General features: G+C 70.0%; 19 protein-coding genes. 12 read left to right on the top strand and 7 right to left on the bottom strand.

Annotation, left to right across the window (positions count from 1 at the left end; genetic code table 11):
• Window positions 1–77 precede the first annotated feature (77 nt).
• Both ACGFSA_RS07835 and ACGFSA_RS07830 read right to left on the bottom strand, forming a co-directional pair.
• Window positions 78–977 carry a 2-hydroxy-3-oxopropionate reductase gene (locus ACGFSA_RS07835; RefSeq protein ID WP_393301213.1) on the bottom strand — a complete coding sequence of 300 codons (900 nt, stop codon included), beginning with the start codon at window positions 975–977 and terminating at the stop codon, window positions 78–80.
• Between the two features lie 49 nt (window positions 978–1,026).
• On the bottom strand, window positions 1,027–1,887 hold the full coding sequence (locus ACGFSA_RS07830) for a TIM barrel protein (RefSeq protein ID WP_393301210.1): 861 nt from the start codon (window positions 1,885–1,887) through the stop codon (window positions 1,027–1,029).
• 339 nt (window positions 1,888–2,226) lie between these two features.
• Between ACGFSA_RS07830 and ACGFSA_RS07825 the strand changes: the two genes are divergently transcribed.
• The 8 genes from ACGFSA_RS07825 to ACGFSA_RS07790 all read left to right on the top strand — a co-directional run bounded on the left by ACGFSA_RS07825 (window position 2,227) and on the right by ACGFSA_RS07790 (window position 9,435).
• On the top strand, window positions 2,227–2,478 hold the full coding sequence (locus tag ACGFSA_RS07825) for a hypothetical protein (RefSeq protein ID WP_037692010.1): 252 nt from the start codon (window positions 2,227–2,229) through the stop codon (window positions 2,476–2,478).
• The gene (locus ACGFSA_RS07820) at window positions 2,475–2,852 is read left to right on the top strand and encodes a helix-turn-helix domain-containing protein (RefSeq protein WP_393301206.1); all 378 of its coding nucleotides are present in this window, start codon (window positions 2,475–2,477) and stop codon (window positions 2,850–2,852) included. The genes ACGFSA_RS07825 and ACGFSA_RS07820 overlap by 4 nt, the downstream gene beginning before the upstream one ends.
• Before the next feature lie 164 nt (window positions 2,853–3,016).
• Window positions 3,017–3,526, top strand: a complete 510-nt coding sequence (gene uraD / locus ACGFSA_RS07815) for a 2-oxo-4-hydroxy-4-carboxy-5-ureidoimidazoline decarboxylase (RefSeq protein ID WP_393301203.1) — start codon at window positions 3,017–3,019, stop codon at window positions 3,524–3,526.
• Window positions 3,527–3,531: 5 nt separating this feature from the next.
• Complete coding sequence (uraH, locus tag ACGFSA_RS07810; protein WP_393301200.1) at window positions 3,532–3,921, top strand: hydroxyisourate hydrolase; 390 nt, start codon at window positions 3,532–3,534, stop codon at window positions 3,919–3,921.
• Window positions 3,922–3,926: 5 nt separating this feature from the next.
• Window positions 3,927–4,859 (top strand): factor-independent urate hydroxylase, encoded by a 933-nt coding sequence (pucL, locus tag ACGFSA_RS07805; protein ID WP_393301197.1) that lies wholly within the window; start codon window positions 3,927–3,929, stop codon window positions 4,857–4,859.
• A 64-nt stretch (window positions 4,860–4,923) separates the two neighbouring features.
• The gene (locus tag ACGFSA_RS07800; RefSeq protein WP_393301194.1) at window positions 4,924–6,318 is read left to right on the top strand and encodes a nucleobase:cation symporter-2 family protein; all 1,395 of its coding nucleotides are present in this window, start codon (window positions 4,924–4,926) and stop codon (window positions 6,316–6,318) included.
• 45 nt (window positions 6,319–6,363) lie between these two features.
• Complete coding sequence (locus ACGFSA_RS07795) at window positions 6,364–7,752, top strand: 8-oxoguanine deaminase (protein ID WP_393301191.1); 1,389 nt, start codon at window positions 6,364–6,366, stop codon at window positions 7,750–7,752.
• Window positions 7,753–7,992: 240 nt separating this feature from the next.
• Window positions 7,993–9,435 (top strand): nucleobase:cation symporter-2 family protein, encoded by a 1,443-nt coding sequence (locus tag ACGFSA_RS07790; RefSeq protein ID WP_393301188.1) that lies wholly within the window; start codon window positions 7,993–7,995, stop codon window positions 9,433–9,435.
• An 81-nt stretch (window positions 9,436–9,516) separates the two neighbouring features.
• Here the strand turns inward: ACGFSA_RS07790 and ACGFSA_RS07785 are convergent, their stop codons facing one another.
• Together ACGFSA_RS07785 and ACGFSA_RS07780 are read right to left on the bottom strand one after the other, a co-directional pair.
• Window positions 9,517–10,398: a chitosanase gene (locus tag ACGFSA_RS07785; RefSeq protein ID WP_393301185.1), complete on the bottom strand. Its 882-nt coding sequence runs from the start codon at window positions 10,396–10,398 to the stop codon at window positions 9,517–9,519.
• Window positions 10,399–10,962: 564 nt separating this feature from the next.
• The gene (locus ACGFSA_RS07780; protein WP_393301610.1) at window positions 10,963–11,754 is read right to left on the bottom strand and encodes a chitosanase; all 792 of its coding nucleotides are present in this window, start codon (window positions 11,752–11,754) and stop codon (window positions 10,963–10,965) included.
• Window positions 11,755–11,874: 120 nt separating this feature from the next.
• Here ACGFSA_RS07780 and ACGFSA_RS07775 point away from each other — a divergent pair, with 120 nt between their 5' ends.
• Window positions 11,875–12,558 carry an alpha/beta fold hydrolase gene (locus ACGFSA_RS07775; RefSeq protein ID WP_393301182.1) on the top strand — a complete coding sequence of 228 codons (684 nt, stop codon included), beginning with the start codon at window positions 11,875–11,877 and terminating at the stop codon, window positions 12,556–12,558.
• 92 nt (window positions 12,559–12,650) lie between these two features.
• On the opposite strand, the gene ACGFSA_RS07770 is transcribed toward ACGFSA_RS07775, so the two are convergent.
• Entirely contained in the window at window positions 12,651–12,800 is a 150-nt protein-coding gene (locus ACGFSA_RS07770) for a hypothetical protein (RefSeq protein ID WP_393301179.1), read from the bottom strand.
• A gap of 78 nt (window positions 12,801–12,878) precedes the next feature.
• On the opposite strand from ACGFSA_RS07770, the gene ACGFSA_RS07765 reads away from it, so the two are divergent.
• Window positions 12,879–15,014: a hypothetical protein gene (locus ACGFSA_RS07765; protein WP_393301176.1), complete on the top strand. Its 2,136-nt coding sequence runs from the start codon at window positions 12,879–12,881 to the stop codon at window positions 15,012–15,014.
• Between the two features lie 440 nt (window positions 15,015–15,454).
• On the opposite strand, the gene ACGFSA_RS07760 is transcribed toward ACGFSA_RS07765, so the two are convergent.
• Window positions 15,455–15,586: a hypothetical protein gene (locus ACGFSA_RS07760; protein ID WP_393301173.1), complete on the bottom strand. Its 132-nt coding sequence runs from the start codon at window positions 15,584–15,586 to the stop codon at window positions 15,455–15,457.
• A 517-nt stretch (window positions 15,587–16,103) separates the two neighbouring features.
• On the opposite strand from ACGFSA_RS07760, the gene ACGFSA_RS07755 reads away from it, so the two are divergent.
• Both ACGFSA_RS07755 and ACGFSA_RS07750 read left to right on the top strand, forming a co-directional pair.
• The gene (locus tag ACGFSA_RS07755) at window positions 16,104–17,525 is read left to right on the top strand and encodes a hypothetical protein (protein ID WP_393301170.1); all 1,422 of its coding nucleotides are present in this window, start codon (window positions 16,104–16,106) and stop codon (window positions 17,523–17,525) included.
• A gap of 89 nt (window positions 17,526–17,614) precedes the next feature.
• Window positions 17,615–19,009, top strand: a complete 1,395-nt coding sequence (locus tag ACGFSA_RS07750) for a DEAD/DEAH box helicase (RefSeq protein WP_393301167.1) — start codon at window positions 17,615–17,617, stop codon at window positions 19,007–19,009.
• A gap of 514 nt (window positions 19,010–19,523) precedes the next feature.
• Here the strand turns inward: ACGFSA_RS07750 and aceB are convergent.
• Window positions 19,524–21,143: a malate synthase A gene (aceB, locus tag ACGFSA_RS07745; protein ID WP_393301164.1), complete on the bottom strand. Its 1,620-nt coding sequence runs from the start codon at window positions 21,141–21,143 to the stop codon at window positions 19,524–19,526.
• Window positions 21,144–21,436: the final 293 nt, after the last annotated feature.

Raw genomic sequence — 21,436 nt, 5'->3', positions numbered from 1 at the left:
CCGGATGGCGCCGACGCCTGGGCGCGACAGGACAGGTGTCAGCGCCGGCGCCATCCGGAAGTCTGTGGGGCGGTCGGTCAGGCCTGGACGGGCCGACCCGAGAGGCGCTCGACCGCGCGCAGCAGGGCCGAGTGGTCCAGGCCGCCGTCGCCCTGCGCGCGGAGCGAGGCGATGAGCTGGGCGACCACGGCGCCCACGGGCAGCGCGGCACCGACATGACGGGCGGCGTCGGTGACGATGCCCATGTCCTTGTGGTGCAGGTCGATCCGGAAGCCCGGCGCGAAGTCCCGGCCCAGGAAATTGTCCTTCTTCCGGGTCAGCACGGTCGAGCCGGCCAGCCCGCCACCCAGGACGTCGAGCGCGGCGGCGAGATCGACCCCGGACTTCTCCAGGAAGACGACGGCCTCGGCACAGGCCTGGATGTTGACCGCGACGATCAGCTGGTTGGCGGCCTTCACCGTCTGGCCGGATCCGTGCGGGCCGCAGAGCACAATGGTCTTGCCGAGCGCCTGCAGGATCGGCTGCGCGGCGTCGAAGTCGGCCTGCTCGCCGCCGACCATGATCGACAGCACGGCTTCGATCGCCCCGGCCTCGCCACCGGAGACCGGCGCGTCCAGCACGCGGATGTCCTTCTCCTTCGCGTTCTTCGCCAGGTCGACGGAGGTCTGCGGGGTGATCGAGGACATGTCGATCAGCAGGGCGCCCGACTTCGCGTTCGCCAGGATGCCCTCGGGGCCGTACGCGATGGCCTCGACGTGCGGGGACGCGGGCACCATCGTGATGACGACATCGGCGTCCCGGACCGCCTCGGCGACCGAACACGCGCCGTGCCCGCCGGCCGCGGCCAGCCGGTCGATCTTGTCCTGCTCCAGGGTGTATCCGGTGACGTCGTAACCGGCCTTGATCAGGTTCTCGGACATGGGGGAGCCCATGATGCCGAGTCCGATCCACGCAACCTTGGGGAGGTTGTTGCTCATGAGGGGGTGCCTTCCTGAAAACGTGTGTACGAGGGGGAGTCCGACGCCCTCAGCGGGCCGCTCGGGCCTCGGCCGGGAGCCACGCGAAGGACTCGGCGCTCGGCCGGTCGCCGGGCTTGTACTCCAGACCGACCCAGCCGTCGTAGCCGGCCTTCGTCAGCTCGTCGAGGAGCTGCTCCAGCGGCAGGGAGCCGGTGCCGGGCGCGCCGCGCCCCGGGTTGTCGGCGATCTGGACGTGACCGGTCCGGTCGGCGTACGCGGCGATGACCTGGCTGAGGTCCTCGCCGTTCATCGACAGGTGGTACAGGTCCAGGAGGAATTTCGCATTGCCGAGCCCCGTCGCGGCGTTGACCTTGTCGACGACCTCGATTCCGGCCGGCGCGCTCACCAGCGGGTAGCGCGGCGACTCCGGCTCGTTCAGGGTCTCGATCAGCACGACCGCCCCGATCCGGCCGGCCGCGCGGGCGGCCAGGACCAGGTTCTCCAGGGCGAGCTCGTCCTGCACGCCCGGGTCCACGCCGTCGACGCGGTTGCCGTACAGCGCGTTGAGCGCCTTGCAGCCGACCGAGGCGGCGAAGTCGGCTGCCACCTCGATATTGGCGCGGAAGCGGTCCGACTCCGGGCCGGGCACGGAGAGCGCGCCGCGGTCGGGGCCAGGCAGCTGTCCGGCGTAGAAGTTCAGCCCCACCAGCTGCGTGCCCGCGTCGTCGAGCGCCTTCTTGAGGGCGTCGAGTTCGCTCTGCGGCGGGGTGGGGGTCTCGATCCAGGGCCACCACAGCTCGACCGCCGTGAAGCCCGCCGCGGCAGCGGCGGCGGGGCGCTCGAGGAGCGGGAGTTCCGTGAAGAGGATCGAAAGGTTCACATCGAAGCGCTGGTCCGGCCCAGTCTTCTGCGAATCGAGAGAGCCCATGAAGGTCAGGCGCTCCTTCCGTATTGCGGAAGTTAGTTTCTGCTGAACGGAAGATTGCCCCTGGGCTGGTCGGACTGTCAAGGGGGTGCCCGCAATTCGGGCCGGCCAGGGCTCGTCCTGACACGCGGAAGGCGGGGTGGACACCCACGGGCCGTCCGCCCCGCCTGCTGCTCTCCGGCTGCCGGGCTGCCTGGCGGGCAGCGTGCACGGCGACACCGGCCGCTCCACGGCGGGCCGCTCCCTGATCCGGCCTGAGCCAAACGAAAGTCCTTGGCGGTCCGTTAGGGTCGGGGCCGAGCCGCGGGCCCCAGGGCGCGGCGAGCACATGATGGAGGCACAGTGCGCTTGAGAGTGGAGTTCACCACCGAGCCCTTCGACCTCGACGAGGCACCCGCCCACGCGGTGGTGGCCCGCGAGGTGATCCAGACGGCCGAGCTGGACGCCGTGGATGTCGGCCCCTTCGGCAATACGGCGGAGGGCGGCGCCGACGCGGTGCTCACCGCGGTGGACTCCCTGCTCCGCAAGGCCCTGGAGTCCGGTGCCACCCGGGTGTCGCTCCAGGTCAACGTCATCGGGGAGGACTCGAAGTGACCGAACCGGCGGACCACCCCCTCGTCACCGCGGTCAAGCCGCTCGTCGACGCCATGGGCGCCGAGCTGGTCGGCCCCGAGGACGCCCGGATCGACGACGTGGTGCTGACCTGGGAGGGTGAGGACGTCATAGCCGTACGGCTGCCGCAGCTCTCGGACTCGCTCGACCACATCCTGGCAGCCATGGAGCGGCGGCACGGCATGCCGCTCGCTGAGCTGGACCGTAAGACAAAACAGTCGGTCGTGCGGACCCTGGAGGCACGGGGTGCCTTCTCGGTGCGGCACGGTGTGGAGACGGTGGCGGGGGCGCTGGGGGTCAGCCGCTTCACCGTCTACAACTATCTCAACCGGGAAAATGCCGCCAAAGGTGAGTAGTTGAGCGAAGCTCGCGGAAGGACGCGGAAGGCCGTCGCCCGGATCACCGGGCGGCGGCCTTTGACGTTCGCGGAATTTCAACAAAGTGTTGACGTGGTGTTGTGGAGGGCGTTAGCTATCCGCAGCCCGACCAACGCACAGCGAAAAAAGCCACGGAGGCTCCCGTGACTCTGAGCTCCACACCGGGCCTCGCCCGGTTCAACACCCTGGCGGACGACGAGGCCACCACCGCTTTGCACGAGGTGTGTGCCAGTGCGGCATGGGGAAGAGCGATCCTCTCCCGGCGCCCCTACACCACCGCAGAAGCCCTTCTCGCCACCGGTGATGCCGCCATGGCCGAGCTGACCCGCGAAGATCTGACCGACGCGATGGCCGGCCACCCCCCGATCGGCCGCCCGGTCCCCGGGGACCCGACCTCCTCCCGCGAACAGCGGGGGATGGCCGACGCCACCGAGGAGCTCAAGGCCGAGATGCTCGAACTGAACCTGGCCTACCAGGAGCGGTTCGGACATGTCTTCCTGATCTGCGCCACCGGTGCCACCGGCGAGCAGATGCGCGACGCGGTGAAGTCCCGGATCGGGAACTCGCCCGAGCAGGAGCGCGAGATCGTGCGCACCGAGCTGGGCAAGATCAATCGCATCCGGCTGACCCGTCTCGTAACCGAAGGAGAGTGACGGTCTTGAGCACCGACACCACCGCATCGGTGTCCACGCACATCCTGGACACCAGCATCGGCCGCCCCGCCGCAGCCGTCGCCGTCACGCTCGCCGCCCGCAGTGGCAGCGACGCGCCGTGGGTGACGCTCGGCGGCTCCGCGACCGACGCGGACGGGCGATGCAAGGACCTGCCGGCGCTGCCGGAGGGCACCACCCATGTACGTCTCGACTTCGAGACCGAGACGTACTTCTTCGACAAGCAAGCCGAGGCGCAGCAGGACGCCCCCCGCGTAAGGGACAGCGGTGCGTTCTTCCCGGAAGTGGCGATCACCTTCGCCGTCGTACCGGGCGAGCACTATCACGTACCGCTGCTGCTCAACCCGTTCGGCTACTCCGTATACCGAGGGAGCTAGCAGACATGCCCACGATTCTCGGCCAGAACCAGTACGGCAAAGCAGAGAACCGCGTCGTCAAGATCACGCGGGACGGCGACACCCACCACATCAAGGACCTGAACGTCTCGGTCGCTCTCTCCGGCGACATGGACGACGTCCACTACTCCGGCTCCAACGCCAACGTCCTGCCGACCGACACCACCAAGAACACGGTGTACGCGTTCGCCAAGGAGCACGGCATCGAGTCCGCCGAGCAGTTCGGCATCCACCTCGCCCGCCACTTCGTGACGTCGCAGGAGCCGATCCACCAGGCGCGCATCCGTATCCAGGAGTACTCCTGGGAGCGCATCGCCACCTCGGACAACAACTCCAAGTTCATAGGCTCGGACGAGGTCAACCACTCCTTCGTCCGCAAGGGCCAGGAGTTGCGCACCACCCAGATCACCTACGACGGTGAGAACTGGCAGGTCATCTCGGGACTCAAGGACCTCACGGTCATGAACACCACCAACTCGGAGTTCTGGGGTTACGTCAAGGACAAGTACACGACGCTCAAGGAGGCGTACGACCGCATCCTGTGCACCGACGTCGCTGCCGCCTGGCGCTACAACTGGACCAGCGACGACGACCGGATGCCCAACTGGGAGAAGTCGTACGAGCAGGCCAAGAAGCACATCCTGCAGGCCTTCGCCGAGACGAACTCCCTCTCGCTGCAGCAGACCCTCTACCAGATGGGGTCGAGGGTGATCAACAGCCGCAGCGAGATCGACGAGATCCGCTTCTCCCTGCCGAACAACCACCACTTTCTGGTGGACCTGGAGCCCTTCGGTCTCAAGAACGAGACCGCCGACGGTGCTGTCTACTTTGCGGCAGACCGCCCGTACGGCCTGATCGAGGCCACCGTGCTGCGGGACGGCATCGAGCCGCAGATCCCGGTCGACATGACCAACCTCTGACGCGGCCCTGAGCCGGTCCCCGCCCGCCGACGGGCGGGGACCGGCCGACCCGGAGGGAAACCCCATGGCACAGCCTGCAACGGGCCTTGCAGCAGAAGGCCCCTGTACCGCACCACCGGAGAACTCCGTACATCCGGTGGACGAAAAGCTTTCCCCCGCGCGTCTCGTCCCCGCCGCGCTCCAGCACATCGCCGCCATGTACGCGGGCGTCGTCACCCCTCCGCTCATCATCGGCCAGGCCGCCGGCCTGGACCCGGCCGGCATGACCCGGCTGATCGCGGCCAGTCTGCTGATCGCCGGACTCGCCACCCTCCTGCAGACGCTCGGCATCGGCGGCGTCGCGGGAAACCGGCTGCCGTTCGTCAACGCCGCCTCCTCCGCCGGCATCGCCCCGATGCTCGCCATCGCCGAGACCAGCGCCCCCGGCCACCAACTCCCCGCGATCTACGGAGCGGTGCTCGTCGCCGGAGCCTTCTGTCTGGCCGTCGGACCGTTCTTCGGGCGACTGCTCCGCTTCTTCCCGCCGCTCGTCACCGGGGTCGTCATCACCCTCATCGGCGTCACCCTGATGCCGGTCCCGGTCTCCTGGGCGCAGGGCGGTGACAAGGAAGCCGCCGACTTCGGCGCCATGAAGTACCTGGCGCTGGCCGCCTTCACCCTTGCCGTCATCCTGCTGATCCAGCGATTCGGGCGCGGATTCGTCAAACAAGTCGCCCTGCTCTTCGGCCTGTTGATCGGAACGATCGCCGCGATCCCGTTCGGACTCGCCGACTTCTCCGTGCTGAGGACCGCACCGCTCGCGGCCCTGCCCACACCCTTCGCCTTCGGTGCCCCCGAGTTCAGGCCCGCCGCGATCCTGTCCCTCTGCATCGTCATGCTGGTCCTGATGACGGAGTCCTCGGCCGGCATGCTGGCGCTCGGCGAGATTTGCGACCGGCGCACCGACGGGCGGACCATCACCCGCGGGCTGCGCACCGACGGCATCGCCACCCTGCTCGGCCCGGTCTTCGGCGGCTTCCCGACGAGCGCGTTCGCCCAGAACGTCGGCGTGGTGTCGCTGACGAAGGTACGCAGCCGCTATGTCGTCGCCGCGGCGGGTGGCGCACTGATCGTCCTGGGCGCCTTCCCCGTCCTCGGCGCGGTCGTCTCCCTGGTCCCGATGCCCGTGCTCGGCGGCGCCGGAATCGTGCTGTTCGGCTCGATCGCCGTCAGCGGCATCCGTACGCTCTCCGAGGCCGGACTCGACGACAGCTCCAACATCGTCCTGGTCGCCGTGGCGCTCGGCGCGGGCATCATCCCGCTCGCCGCGCCCGCCTTCTACGCCGGATTTCCGTCGTGGGCGCAGACCGTGCTGGGCTCCGGGATCAGTGCGGGAGCGCTGGCAGCGGTCCTGCTCAACCTGTTCTTCCACCATCTCGGCACCCACAGCCGCACGGCTGTGGCACTCAAATCCTCCTAGGGTCCTGCCGTGCCCACCTCACCGGAGAGAGAAGAAGGAAGCGCCATGGCAGCCCCTGACCGTGTGGACCGCATCGTCATCGAGAACTGTTCGATCGCGACCGTCGACGCCGACGACACCGAGTACGCCTCGGGCCATGTCGTCGTCGCGGGCAACCGCATCGAGCACGTAGGCGCCGGCCGGGCCCCCGAGGGGCTGGAGAACGTCGTACGACGCATCGACGGCGCCGGGCACCTCGTCACCCCCGGCCTGATCAACACCCACCACCACTTCTACCAGTGGATCACCCGGGGCCTGGCCACCGACCACAACCTCTTCGACTGGCTCGTCGCCCTCTACCCGACCTGGGCGCGTATCGACGAGCCGATGGTCCGCGCCGCAGCGCAGGGCTCGCTCGCGATGATGGCCCGCGGCGGTGTCACCACCGCCATGGACCACCACTACGTCTACCCGCAGGGCTCCGGCGACCTGTCCGGCGCCATCATCGGAGCCGCCCGCGACACGGGCGTACGTTTCACCCTCGCCCGCGGTTCCATGGACCGCAGCCGGAAGGACGGCGGACTGCCGCCGGACTTCGCCGTCGAGACACTCGACGGTGCGCTCGCCGGCACCGAGGCGGCCATCGACGCGCACCATGACGGCTCCTTCGACGCCATGACGCAGATCGCCGTCGCACCCTGCTCGCCTTTCTCCATCTCCACCGAACTGCTCCGCCAGGGAGCCGAGTTGGCCCGCCGCCGCGGGGTCCGGATGCACACCCACGGCTCGGAGACCGTGGAGGAGGAGAAGTTCTGCCACGAGCTGTTCGGCATGGGCCCGACCGACTACTTCGAGTCGACGGGCTGGCTCGGCGACGACGTATGGATGGCTCACTGCGTCCATATGAACGACTCCGACATCGCCGCGTTCGCCCGCACCGGCACCGGCGTCGCGCACTGCCCGTCCTCCAACGCCCGCCTCGCGGCAGGCATCGCCCGGGTCCCCGACATGCTGGCCGCGGGTGTCCCTGTCGGCCTCGGTGTGGACGGCACCGCCTCCAACGAGGCCGGTGAACTCCACACCGAACTGCGCAACGCGCTCCTCATCAACCGCCTCGGCGCCCACCGCGAAAAGGCACTGAACTCCCGTCAGGTCCTGCGCCTGGGAACGTACGGCGGAGCCCAGGTCCTCGGCCGCGCGGACCAGATCGGCTCTCTGGAGGTCGGAAAGCTCGCCGACCTGGTGCTCTGGAAGCTGGACACGCTCGCGCACGCCTCCATCGCCGACCCGGTCACCGCGCTCGTCTTCGGCGCCGCCGCCCCCGTCACCCTCTCCCTCGTCAACGGGAAGACGGTCGTCGAGGGCAACCACCTGACCACGGTGGACGAGGACGCCATCGCCCGCACCACCCGCGACGAGGCGCGCCGCCTCGCGCAGATCGCCGCCGGGGCCTGACGGCTCCGGGGCACCTCCCCCAGAACGGCCGGCCGGAGGGGGACGGCCCTCGGCCGGCTGCCGTGGACCCGAGCGGGGTCCACGGCAGCCGGTCCGGCGAACACGCACTCAGAAGTGCGCGTTCGCCGGACCGGTGACCAAAGCTGCCGCACCAGCTGCACGACCTGCCCCACCTGCACCAACGCACCACCTCCCTGACACCCACGTCGCCTTGACGTGTACCCGACCGGAGGAACCGCCGTGGCAGCACAGCCCAGGTTTCGCAACGACGTAGTCGCAGTTCCCGACCAGCAGCCCGTACCGGACGACCCGCAGGCCTCCGGCGGCAGGCATCCCGTCGACGAGACCCTCCCCCCACTGAAGATGTTCACCAGCGGACTGCAGCATGTGGCCGCGATGTACGCGGGCGTCGTGGCCCCGCCCATGATCGTGGGACCCGCCGTCGGACTCACCGCCAAGGAGACCGCCTTCCTGATGGGGGCGAGCCTCTTCACCGCGGGCATCGCCACCCTGCTCCAGACCCTCGGCTTCTGGCGCATCGGCGCCCGGCTGCCGTTCGTCAACGGCGTCTCGTTCGCCGGGGTGACACCGATGATCGCGATCGGCAAGGACCGCGGGCACGACGGCATCGCCGTCATCTTCGGCGCGATCCTCGTGGCCAGCCTCCTCGGCTTCGTACTCGCCCCCTACTTCTGCAAGCTGGTCCGCTTCTTCCCGCCCGTCGTCACCGGTACCGTCATCACCCTGATCGGCGTCTCGCTGCTGCCGGTCGCCTTCAACTGGTCCCAGGGCGGCAACGCGACGGCCGACGGCTACGGGTCGACGACCAATATCTCCATGGCCGCCGTCACCCTGGTCATCGTCCTCGCCCTGCGCAAACTGCTGCGCGGCTTCCTGCAGCAGATCGCGATCCTGCTCGGTCTGGTCGCCGGCACCCTGATCGCGATCCCGGTCGGCATCACCGACTTCGGCGCGATCAAGGGCGCCGGCCTGGTCGGCTTCCCGACCCCGTTCCACTTCGGGGCGCCGCAGTTCGAGATAGCCGCCATCGTCTCGATGTGCATCGTGATGCTCGTCTGCATGACCGAGTCCACCGCCGACATGCTGGCCCTCGGCAGGATCGTCGGCCGCCCGGCGGACGAACGGACCATCGAGGGCGGTCTGCGCGCCGACACCCTCGGCAGCGCCGTCAGCCCGCTCTTCAACGGCTTCATGTGCAGCGCCTTCGCGCAGAACATAGGCCTGGTCGCGATGACCAAGGTGCGCAGCCGGTTCGTCGTCGCCGCGGGTGGTGTCATTCTGATCGTGCTCGGTCTGGTCCCCGTGGCCGCGTCCGTCATCGCGCTCGTCCCGCTGCCGGTGCTCGGCGGTGCGGGCATCGCGCTCTTCGGCTCGGTCGCCGCGAGCGGCATCCAGACGCTGGCCACCGCCGCCCTGGAGAAGGGTGAGAACGCGCTGATCGTCGCGGCCTCCGTCGGCATAGGCCTGATCCCGATCGCCGCACCGGAGTTCTACCACGCGTTCCCGAAGGACCTCCTCGTCGTGCTGGACTCGGGGATCTCCACCGGGTGCGTCGTGGCGATCGTCCTCAACCTGGCCTTCAACCACCTGGGCGGGAATCCGGAGGCGGAGGACGAGGAGGAGCCCTCCGTCCCGGCGACGGCACCGGTGGGCGCGCACTGAGCGTGTGCGGTACGGCTCTGTGGCGCGCACGGCGAGAGCCGTACGCGCCACAGACGTGTTCCGGGCAGGTCCGGGCGGGACTCAGCCGATGTGGTAGCTGTCGCCATACACCTTCCACTCCGGCGGCGGATCCAGGTTCAGATTGCCCTTCTTCAGGAAGACCCGCTGGGCGGTGTCCACCCGGCTGGTGTCCGAGTGGGCCTCATCCTGCCGCATCGCCCAGACCCGCGCGTCCAGGAAGGCGTTGAGGTAGGTCACCTCGTCGCCGCCCTGCGACGGCGGCTTCGCCCTGACGAGCGCGCGCTTGCGGATGGAGCCGAAGCTGGTGCTTTCGTCGCCGTCGCCGTGCATGACGATGGCGTCGTAGTACACGAACTGGCCGAGCGTGCCGATGCCGTCGGCCTTCGCCCGATCGACCGCCGGGTTGAAGTACACCCGGTCCCGTTCGTCGTTCTGCGCCTGCTTGAAGGCCGGGTCCGACGCCGCGGTCGCCCAGTCCTCGGCGAAGTCCGGGTCGAGGCCGTCGTGCGATTCGGTGCCGTTCACCTCCCGCAGAGCGGGCAGATACTTCGCGAGGACGTTGCCCGGCTTGCGCTGGGTGTACAGCTCGACGAGGTCGAGCATGTCGCCGGTGCCGGAGCAGAAGCCGATGATGCCCGCGGTGTAGCCGCAGCCGTCGCCGACGTCCTCGATGTACTTGTACTGCGCTTTCCAGTCGAGCGTGGAGTTCTCCGCGCTGGAGACCAGCTGCATGGCGATCTCCTTCTTCGCCGGATTGGCCAGCCCGGTGGCGGCAGCCGCCTGCCGGGTGGCGGAGACCTCCTGGCGCACGGCCGGATGCGTGGGGGCACCGGCGTGGGCGGTGGTGGGTGCCGCCGTGAAGGTCACCCCGAATGCGGCCAGCGCGAGCCGTCCGGGGCGAGTGTTGCGACGTGCGACGTGCTTATGGCGAGCGGGCACCATTCCTCCAAAGGGAGTTCGTCGTTCCGTGTTCCGCTAGGAAGCTTTCCTATCAGAGTGGAGTGAGAGTTCAGAGCGGAGTGAGAGTCGTGCACTCCTTCGGCGCAAGCGTGTTGAGTTCGGCTCCGGCTACGGAAAGGCCCCGCACCACGCGCCGGACGCGCGGTGCGGGGCCGTACGGGGCGGCCTGCGGATCAGGGGCGGACACCCTCTGGCCGATGGCTTTCAGCAGTTGAGGCGGGCCACGTGGATCCATGCGTCCGTGGGGCCGCCCCGCAGATCACCCATGGCTCAATGTCTCTTCCGCTAGCGGTAGTTGAGGTACTGACCACGGTTCACCTGACCCGGCACGGGGTACTCCGACCCCGGTCCGCCGCGGGAGTTGACCCCGCTGTCGTCGACCGTGCAGACCCCGACGGGGCCTTGGCGCCCCGAGCGGCGACGGGGCTCCGGACGGACTGGGCCACGGGGCCGGGGGCCGGCCCGAGACCGGTGGCCGGAACCATGCTGGGCGCCGGCGCACGCGGCCCCTCACGCAGACGCTTCATGCGTCCGCCGATCGCGGGTTCAGGGTTCGTCGATACGGTAGCTGTCGCCGTACACCTTCCACTTCAGCGGCGTTTCCAGCTGGAGTCTGCCCTCGCGTACGAAGACCCGTTGCTCCGTTTCGACGCGACTGGTGTCGGAGTGCGAGGGTTCCTTGCGGATCGCGGCGACCCGGGCATCGAGGAAGGCGTTCAGATACGTCACCTCGTCGCCGCCCCGGGACGGCGTTTCGGCGGCGTCGAGAGCCTCGCGGCGCATCGTACGGAAGCCGACCGTGCCGTTCGAGTCGGCGGACCCATGCATCACATAGGCGTCGTAGTAGATGAACTGGCCCAGGGCGCCAAGACCGTCGTCCTTTCCCTGTTCGACCGCCGGATCGAAGTATGAGCTGTCCCGCTCGGCATCCTGCGCCGACCGGAACGCGGGGTCGGCGGCCGCCTCCACCCATGCGTCGGTGAACGAGTACCCGAGGCCTTCGTGCGAGTCGCTGCCCTGCACCGCGCGCAGAGCGGGCAGGAACCGCTCCAGCGGATTGCCGGGGCGCGCCGATGCGTACCGCTCGACGACGCTCAGCATGTCGCCGGTGCCGGAGCAGAAGCCGATGATGCCCGCGGTGTAGCCGCGGCCGTCGCCGATGTCCTCGATGTACTTGTACTGCGCTTTCCAGTCGAGCGTGGAGTTCTCCGCGCTGGAGACCAGCTGCATGGCGATCTCCTTCTTCGCCGGATCGTCCAGCCCGGCCCCCGGGGCGCCATTGCCGGAAACGGGCCCGGGCGAGCGCCCGGAGCACCACGCCAGCAGGGCGGTCGCCATGACCAGAGTGGTGACCAGAGCCGTGGCGGGGGCGAGCCGGGAACGCGGAATGACCTTCACTTCTCCAGCCTGCCAGGCGCGGGGAAGGATCTTGGTCCGTTCGCCTGTAGCGTCAGGGGTATGGATGATCACTCTGTTGTGGATGTCGGCGACGTCCGGCTGGCGTACCGGACCTGGGGCGACCCGTTCGGCTCGCCCGTCGTCCTGCTGCACGGCCTCGGAGGTTCCGCCGGGAGCTGGGAAGCGGTCGGGAGCCTGCTCGGCGAGGAATGGCGGGTGTACGCCCTAGACCTGCGCGGGCACGGGGAGAGCGACTGGCCCGACGAGTACTCCTTCGAGCTGATGAGGGACGACGTCCTCGGCTTCCTCGACGAGTGCGAGCTCGACCGCGTCGGCCTGGTCGGCCACTCCATGGGCGGCGTCGTCGCCCATCTGCTCGCCCAGGAGCACGCGGACCGGGTGGAGCGCCTGGTGCTGGTGGAGACCCCGCCGCCGTTCCCCAGTGAGCCGAGGCCCGCCGCGCAGCCCGAGGAGCCGGTCGACTACGACTGGAATGTCGTCGCGCCCATCCGGGCCCAGATCGCCACCCCCGACCCGCAGTGGGCGGACGGTCTCGGCGAGATCGTCGCGCCGACGCTGATGATCGCCGGCGGCCCGGAGAGCAGCATGCCGCAGGGCCGGCTGGCCGACATGGCCGCCCTGATCCCGGACTGCCGGCTGATCACGCTCGGCGGCGGCCACCGGGTCCACGAGACCCACGCCGACCAGGTCGCCCACCAGATCACCGAGTTCTTCACCAGCTGAACCCCGGCAGCCGGCTGAACCCCGGAGCTGGGTGCCGCCGGGAGCCGGCGGAACGCGGCGACGGGCTGAATCCGGGGCTGCCGGTTCACGGCTCAGCCCAGCAGCCGCGCGCTGCTCTCCGGCTCCACGCGCTGCTGCTGGTTGATCCGGTGCCGCTCGTGGACGAGCGGCGGCAGATCTCCTCGCGCGCCCGCGGGATCGCGCCGATCGGCCGGTGGTCCTCCCGGTGCGCACTCGGTCACGGGCGGTCGGGCAGGGTCGGCATCGTGGGCGCGGTTCGGCCGGGGGCATTGTCAGTGCCGGGTGCCAAGATCGTCCACATGGAGCTTGCACTGTTCTTCGCCGAGGTCGACGCCCAGCCGTGGGCCGAGCTGCAGCATGCGTACGGAAGCGCCGCCGATGTGCCCGACTGCCTGCGGGTGCTCGCCGGGGACGACGAGGACGCGGCGTCCGAGGCGCTCTCCGAGCTGTACGGCAGCATCCTGCACCAGGGTTCGGTGTACGAGGCGACGGCCCACGCGGTGCCGTATCTGGCGCGGCTCGCGGAGGCCGGGCACCGCACGGAGGACCTGCTGGTGCTGCTCGGCGGGATCGCGGAGGGCGGCGAGGACCAGGGGGAGGCGGATGAAGCCGCCTGCCGGACGGCCGTCGTCGCCCAGCTGCCGTTGATCCTGGGCTGGATCGCCGACGAGAATCCCGGGTTGCGGCAGGCCGCCGCGTGGACCGCGGCCATGACAGGGGCATCCGGCCAGGTGCTGCCGGTGCTCCGGAGGCGCTGGGCGGAAGAGACGGACTCCCTTGTCCGGGCCGAACTCCTCGGTGCCATCGCCCATCTGGACCCGGCAGGGAGCGCCGCCGAGGCGGTCGAAGCCATGGGTGCGGGCGAGCCGGGCGAGGTGAGGGTCACGGCCCTGCTGACCGACGTCGACGCGGGCCGGCCCTGGGGCCCCGCCCACCACGAGGCGATGCTGGCGCTCCTCCCGGCCGACGGGCTGGTCCGGAGCCGCCTCGACCAGGAGCGCAACGAACCGCTGCAGTGTGTCGTCGAATCCCTGCTGCTCCGTGACACCCAAGAGGACCGCGAAGCGGCGTACGGCCTGCTCGACGCGGCACTGCGCAGCCCCGACCCCGACGCCCGCGCCGAGGCGCTGTGGGCGGCCGAGACCGCCTGTCAGCTCTCGCGCAGCGCGCCCGAACGGCTGGCCGCGCCCCTGCGGGCCCTGACGGCCGACCCGGCAGCCGTGCCCGCGGCGTACTCGCTCCTCAGGAAGCTGGGCGCCCATGGAGCGGTGGCCGCACCGGTCCTGGCCCGACTCGCCGCAGGGCAGGGTGATCCGGCGGACCGGGCGCTCGAAGCGCTTGTCGCCGTGGCCCCCGCGCAGGCCGCGCCGCTCCTCGCCCGCGACCTGGGGCAGCGCCCGCGCGCGCTCGGTGCCGTATGCGGCTTCCCGGTCCGAGGTGCAGCCGCCCTCTCGTTCCCGTACGACCCTGACCTGCTGGACGCGATCCGTGTCCGCCTCGTCGCCGACGATCTCGAAGGCAATGAGCCGTTCTGGCTCACGGCCCTGCTCACCGCCTGGGGGAGCCGGGCATCCTCGGCCCTGCCCGAACTGCGGTCCGCGCTGGCGCGGTTCCCGAAGGTCGTCCCCGGGGCACTGGTGGCGGTCTGCCCGCCGGAACACCGCGCGAAGGTGGCGGAACTCCTGACCACCGCGGCCCGCTCCGGACCGAAGGCGGGCAGGCTCACGGCGGCCGGGGCGGTGCACGAGCTGACCGGCGACACCGGCCCCCTGCTGGCAGCGACGGCCGCGCGGCTCGCCGAGGGTGGCTACGACGTACGGGAGGCTGCGAACACCGCCGGCGAACTGGGCCCGGAGGCAGCCGATCTGGTGCCCGCCCTGCGGTCCGCGCTCACCGTCCCCGAGCCGAACCGCACCATCCCGCAGCTGGACGGCGATGTCGAGATCGCCACCGCCCTGTGGCGGATCACGGGCGACGCGCAGGAGGCGGTGCCGGTGCTCGCCGGGGTGCTCGCGGCGGTCGAACCGGCCTGGATGCGCTGGACGTTCATCCGCGCCGCGCGAGCGGCGGCCCTCATCGGAGAGGCGGCCCGCCCGCTGGTCCCCGCACTGGAGGGCCTGCTGACGGACCGGCAACAGACCCCGGCCGCGGTACTCGCCCTGCACGCGATCGCACCCGAGTCCGTCGACGCCCCTCGGCTGGCCGGCCTGCTCCTGGACGCCGCGGAAGCGGACGCCGAACCCGTCACCGCCGTCGAAGCCCTGGTTGCCCTCGGCCCGGCCGCCCTCACCGGCGACCACCTGAACCGGCTGACAGCCCTCGCTGAAAGGGACCTGCGGGTGACGGCCTCTGGACTGGAGTCAGGCATCGCCCCGGCCGACGAACGACTGCGCGACCGGGTGCGCGAGGCGGTGCGCACACTGCGACCGCACTGACCACGCGTGCGGAATCGGCCACGTGCCGCCGGGAGGACAGGACGGCGGGGCCGGCGGACCGTGCCGGAGCTCCGGCACGGTCCGCCGGATCGGCCGGTCGCGGGGCGGGCGGTCAGCTGTTTCTCCTCGATGCCGTCGAGCAGTGCGGCGACCTGACGTGCGGCAGGTCCCAAATCGGCCGTGGGCATCGCTTGGTTTTCGGTATCCATACTCTTCAGACCGCTCCGGCACCCGGAACTCATCGGTCCTCGCGCGGGGCATCCGCCCCGCTCGCCGGCACATTGCGCAACGTACCGCCCCATCGCAGACATGGCGTGCGGGAAGTCGCACCCCTGTCGTCCAGGGTCCCGGAACCTTCTGTCCGTGCTGTTCCGCGGGTTCGCGACCGTGGGGACGGTCGGGACCTGAGCGGGGCGGAGCCGGTTCCCGAGGTCACGACTTCAGGGCACGGCCACCGAACCCGCCGCCCACAGCGGCCCGCTGCCACCAGGCCTCCAGTGCTGGCCGAACACATGCAGAATGCCCGACCCGACCTCGTACTCGTGCTCCGGCTGCTGTCGCTGATCGTCCACGTCCCACGCCTCCCGTAGCGTCCCGTGTCGCTCTGCCTGTCCCGAACGTCCCCACCTGCGGGTCGGCCAACGCGACCCACCGGAGTTGGTCACGCCCCGTACCGTGTACAGCCCGCGCGCCGACGCGTACAACGCAGACCCGTATGCGTGTCTTTACTGGTCAACGGTAGGCACGGGCCGAGATCGTTTTCCGGATGAACCGAGAAGTTCCCCCAGACGTGCGCACCCCGCAGCCGCCCGGCGAGGAAGGTGAAGTGCGCATCGCGCAACTCGTCCCACGACGAGCACGTAATCCAGGCCATCCAGGGCGCCTTGCACATTCAGGGGCCAGCCCCGAGGACTCGAAGCAATGCCTGGTCCAGCTCGATTCCTGACGGTCGTCCGGCTCCCCGTTCGCCGCCAGCGGCGCAGCGGACACCGCCCCGACGTCGTATATGGGCCAAGGCCCCCTCCGCACCGCGCACGGAGCTGGCTAGGGTGATCGTTCCTGGCGGACCGGAATGAGGGGGCGGGCCGTATGGTGGCGAGCAGTGAGCGGCGGCGCAGGGCGGACATCGTGCGCTACTGGCGCGCGGTGGAGATGTTCAGCCCGCAGAAGGTGGAGAAGACCTCGCCGCCGAAAGGGATGTATCCCGTGGAATCCGGGCGCCCTCTGCCGTGGGAGGAGGGGCATCCCGTACGTCGGCGGAACCCGGGCCGGAACATGGTCAGGCAGCACACCGTCTACTGCGGCGTGTACCCGGTCGCGTCCGTCCGCGATGTCCTGCTTGATGTCTTCGGCAGCAGCGAGGAGGACCACGACGGCCGCATGGACGGTGACAGTGCCCTGCTGGCCTTCGAGGTCACGGACGAAGGGCTCCTGGTCCAGGACTCCATCACCTTCTCCGCCTGCGGCTGGGCGGTGGGGCGCAGCCGTAAGCCCGGCCCGGGGGCCCAAGGCTGGCTCGACGGCTTCGAGGTGGAGGCCGACGCGTGCGAAGGCGTTGTGCTGGGCGTCGGCGACGGCAAGGTGACGATCACGGACACGGTGCCAGGGCGGCGGCAACGGCCCTTCGCGGGGTTGTTGTGCGAGATCACCGTCGGCGCGGTCGGCGGCGCGTTGAACGCGGTGCTCGGACCGGTGCTCGGTGACCTGGCGGTCGGGGCTCTCTCCGGCGCCGTCGATGCGGTGGCCGACGGCGGGGCCAGGCGCTCCGCAAGGAGCCAGGACGACGGGTCGCTGGACGAAAGTCCGTTGGACGAGAGCAACGCAGCCGATGCGGAGGACGACGACGAGGCTCCGCCCCGGCTCGGCGAGAAGCCGCTGACCGTACGGGACCTGTCGGCCGTCACCCGGTGGGTCGCAGAACAGTTCGGCGTCACCGACGACCTGCGGCCGGAGACGATTCGGGTCCAGTGCAAGTCTGTGTCCCGGCGGAAGGCTGGCCGGTCGGGCGGGTCGGACTTCCTGAACAGCTTCATCGCGGCGGACCTCGACCTGGTCGCGGGCAGCCTCAGCAAGGAGGGGCCAGGGCCTGCGCTACGGGACTACCTGACCGCCTCGACCGCGCTGCGTGGCCGTGCGCGCATCGACCTCAAGCACGAACCAGGAGCGGTACTCGACGGCGTTCAGCCGGCCCACTTCCCGCTCGGACGGTGGCCGGCGAAGACGGAGCACCCGCTGGTGCTGAGCCAGCAGTTCGCAGTGAACCGGATCGTTGAGCAACTGGCCGACGCTGACGGTCTGTACGCGGTGAACGGCCCGCCCGGCACGGGCAAGACCACACAGCTGCGGGACCTCATCGCCTCCGTGCTGGTCATGAGCTCAGCGCCGAGCAGGACCTGGAGGCACTTCGGCAACCGGCCGCGGAGGCCCGTGCGGCTCGTGACAGGGCGCAGAGGGACCTTGCAGGCCCTGCGGGCCGAAGGGCGGAGCACCGTCGGCACCGTCCCGGTCTGACCGCGGGCATCTTCACCCTCGGCTCGGCGCAGCGCGACTGGCAGACGGAGGACCAGCTGCTGGCCGAGGCGGAGCAGACAGCTCGGGCCGTGTACGAGGAACACACGCAGACGGCCGCCGCGTACGACCGGGCCGAAGCGGCCCACAGAGGCGTCCTGGAGGAAGCCGGGCGGGCGCTCCGAGCAGCGGAAGGACGCCACGCACGACTCCTGGCAACCCTGGTGGCAGCCATGGAGCGCTGGGGCACCTTCATGCCGGGCAATGAGGAGCCCGGCGAGCGAACAGAGGAGGATGCGCGGGAGCTCTCCTCGCCCTGGTCCGATCCGGAGTTCACCCGGGCCCGCACACGACTCTTTCTTGCCGCGATGGATCTGCACCGCGCGTTCATCGAAGGCGCGGCCGACCGGATGCGCAAGAATCTCGACGCCGCGATGGACGTCCTCTGCGGCGACGCTCCCAAGACCCTGAAGCCGGAAGTGGTGCTGGCGGCTTGGCAGAGCCTCTTCCTTGCGCTGCCGGTCGTCTCCACCACATTCGCCTCGCTGGACCGCATGTTCACCGGTCTGGGGCCCCGGTCGCTCGGCTGGATGCTGATCGACGAGGCCGGCCAGGCGACCGCGCAGATGCCGGTGGGTGCGCTGTGGCGGGCCCGCAGAGGCGTCATCGTGGGCGATCCGCTCCAGCTGGAGCCGGTGGTCACGCTGCCGCACACGGGGCAGCAGGCACTTCGCCGTACCTTCGGTGTGGCTGAGGAGTGGGAACCGTACCGCACCTCGGCGCAGCGCGTCGCGGACCGGCTGAACAGCTACGGCACGTGGCTTCCGGCACCCCAAGGTTCCGAGGACGACCGGGTCTGGGTGGGCTCGCCCCTGAGGGTGCACCGGCGCTGCGACGACCCGATGTTCACGATCAGCAACGAGATCGCCTACGACGGGCTCATGGTGCACGGGGTGCATCGGGACGACGATTACGCGGTGGCTCGGCGCGGTGTGTGGTGGCCGGTGAGCGAAGGGCGGGCACCGCAGGGTAAGTGGTCGCCGGACGAGGGGGACTGCGCGAACGTCATCGTGCACCGGCTGGTCGACCAGGGCCTGGACCCGGAGCGTGAGCTCTTCGTCATCAGCCCGTTCCGGGATGTCGTGGCCGGACTCCGTCGCAGCCTGTGCCACGTTGTCCCCCGCGACAGGGTGGGCACCGTGCATACGACGCAGGGGAAGGAAGCCGACGTGGTGCTGCTGGTCCTCGGCGCGGGCGGCGACAAAGCAGGCCCGCGGGCCTGGGCGGCATCCGCCCCGAACCTGCTGAACGTCGCGGTGAGCCGAGCTCGTCGGCGGCTGTTCGTCGTGGGTGACCACGACGCATGGCGTGGGCACCAGCACTTCGACGTACTCGCACGTCAGCTGCCGTGCATCTCGGAGGCCGAGCAGGCGGCCATGCGGGAACTCGCCCCGACGGTGCTTGCCGAAGGGTGCCGCTGCCGATAGGTAAGGGCGCAGTCGGCCCGGGGTAGCGGCCGAAGCGGGCCCTCGGGGCCGAGCCCGTCACGCTCTGCGCGGTGTACAGCACGCGCACCGACGCGTACGCCCGTTCTCGTCCGCGCGTCTGCCCTGGTCAACGGTATGCCGTGGGCGAGATTGTCGTCGTCATGAGCCGAGCGACTACCCCAGAGATGCCGGTCCAGCAACCGGCGTCACCCGTAAGCGAATTCGCCATGCAGTTCACCTCCGCTCCACGCGGCGCCCGGCTCGCTCGGCGCCTCGTCTCGCACCGGCTCGACGAGTGGGACCACCCCTATGCAAGGCGGAGGAGGGAGGCAACGCGGAGGGGGTCCCCCCCATGCCGTTAGGGCTATGGGGGAGTTGTTGACTGACGACAACGCCGCAGATGTGCGTGCCCAGCCCCGCGACGCCGCCTCCCATTTGCCGGTCGGTCTAAGTCCGCTCCGCCCCCGGTGCTGTGCGGTACCGGGGGCGGAATGCTCTGCGGAGTCGGAGCGGCTCAGACCAGCTGCTCGTACGCCGGCAGCGTCAGGAAGTCCGCGTAGTCCTGGTCCAGCGACACCCGGAGAAGCAGGTCGTGGGCCTGCTGCCACTTGCCGGAGGTGAATGCCTCCTGGCCGATCTCCTCACGGATCGCGGCGAGTTCCTCGGCGGCGACCTTGCGGACCAGGTCCGCCGTGGCGTGCTCGCCGTTCTCGAAGACCACGTCCGCGTTGATCCACTGCCAGATCTGCGATCGGGAGATCTCCGCGGTGGCGGCGTCCTCCATCAGGTTGAAGATGGCGACGGCGCCCATGCCGCGCAGCCACGCCTCGATGTAGCGGATGCCGACGGCGACGGCGCCCAGCAGGCCGTCGTACGTGGGCTTGGCGTCCAGGGTGTCGATGGCGATCAGGTCGCCCGGCGCCACGGAGACGTCCTCGCGCAGACGGTCCTTCTGGTTCGGCTTCTCGCCGAGGACCGCGTCGAAGGAGGCCATGGCGATCGGGACGAGGTCCGGGTGGGCGACCCAGGAGCCGTCGAAGCCGTCGTTCGCCTCGCGGTCCTTGTCGGCCTTGACCTTCTCGAAGGCGACCTTGTTGACCTCGGCGTCACGGCGGGACGGAATGAATGCCGCCATGCCGCCGATCGCGTGCGCACCGCGCTTGTGACAGGTGCGGACGAGGAGTTCCGTGTACGCGCGCATGAACGGGGCGGTCATCGTCACCGCGTTGCGGTCCGGCAGGACGAACTTCGAGCCCCCGTCACGGAAGTTCTTGACGATGGAGAAGAGGTAGTCCCAGCGGCCCGCGTTCAGCCCGGAGGCGTGGTCGCGGAGTTCGTAGAGGATCTCCTCCATCTCGTACGCGGCGGTGATCGTCTCGATCAGGACGGTCGCGCGGACCGTGCCCTGCGGGATGCCGACGTAGTCCTGGGCGAAGACGAAGATGTCGTTCCAGAGGCGGGCTTCCAGATGCGACTCCGTCTTCGGGAGGTAGAAGTAGGGGCCCTTGCCGAGGTCGATGAGGCGCTGGGCGTTGTGGAAGAAGTAGAGGCCGAAGTCGACCAGCGCGCCCGGCACCGGGGTGCCGTCGAGCTGGAGATGACGCTCGTTCAGGTGCCAGCCGCGGGGGCGGGTGACGACCGTGGCGAGCGTGTCGGCGGGCCCCAGGGCGTACGACTTGCCGGACTTGGGGTCCGTGAAGTCGATGCGGCGCTCGTAGGCGTCGATCAGATTGAGCTGGCCGAGGATGACGTTCTCCCACGTGGGGGCGGACGCGTCCTCGAAGTCGGCGAGCCAGACCTTGGCGCCCGAGTTCAGGGCGTTGATGGTCATCTTGCGGTCGGTCGGACCGGTGATCTCCACCCGGCGGTCGTTCAGCGCGGCCGGGGCCGGGGCGACCTTCCAGGAGTCGTCCGCACGGATCGCCGCCGTTTCGGGCAGGAAGTCCAGCGTGGACGTGCGGGCGATCTCGGCGCGGCGCACGGCGCGGCGGGCGAGCAGCTCGTCACGGCGGGGCGTGAACTGCCGGTGCAGCTCGGCCACGAACGCGAGGGTCGCGTCGGTCAGGACCTCATCCTGCCGGGGCAGGGGCTCGGCATCGACGATGGCCAGCGGGGACGGCGCTGGTGCGGACATGAGCTGTCACTCCTTCAGCGGGCGGTGCGGGCGGCGCCTTCGCGGCTGCCGGGTCGCCTCAATGGCACGGCGTGCCAGGGCTCCGGGATACGGCCTGGGCGCCGTCTGGGGTACAGAGCGCTTCTGATCAGTGGATAGTAGTTTCCTCATGGTGGAAGTTCAACTGATCCTTGCAAGGAATCCCGTGGCTTCAGCCATCGGGAGGAATTGCGTCCCCTGGCGGCGACGCGGAGCATCGCGGTATCGGATCGTCTCGGGCGCGGAGCCCTCGCAGTGCTGTTCTGCCCGGCGGA

Origin of the sequence: Streptomyces sp. NPDC048496 (assembly GCF_043200055.1) — a bacterium.
Taxonomy (GTDB): Bacteria; Actinomycetota; Actinomycetes; order Streptomycetales; family Streptomycetaceae; genus Streptomyces.
This window is presented reverse-complemented; position numbering and strand designations above follow the sequence as displayed.